The 271-nt window shown below is 69.0% G+C and carries 1 protein-coding gene; it reads right to left on the bottom strand.

Annotated elements, in window-relative coordinates; genetic code table 11:
- On the bottom strand, nucleotides 1–271 hold a 271-nt coding region (locus KVT28_RS25190), incomplete at both ends, for a hypothetical protein (RefSeq protein ID WP_217550902.1).

Below are 271 nucleotides of genomic sequence, written 5' to 3'. Positions count from 1 at the left end.
CGGGGAAGTAGAGCTGACCGACGACGAACGAGCCCGACAGCGCGGCCGGGACCGAGGTCGTGTACGGATCGCCGCCCCACAAGACGAGCGCCAGGTCCTGGTAGATGAGCGCGGAGCCCATCGTGGTCAGCACCTGGCCGAGCTCCTGCCCGCTCAGGCGCTTGAGGAACGCATTCCACTCCGCGATGCCGACCAGCGAGATCGTCAGGGCGCCCAGGAGGACCGCGAGCACGAAGCTGCCGGTGCGCCAGATCACGCTGCGCGCGACGTA

This window comes from Pantoea sp. GbtcB22, assembly GCF_019091025.1.
Taxonomy (GTDB): Bacteria; Pseudomonadota; Gammaproteobacteria; order Enterobacterales; family Enterobacteriaceae; genus Pantoea; species Pantoea leporis.
This window is presented reverse-complemented; position numbering and strand designations above follow the sequence as displayed.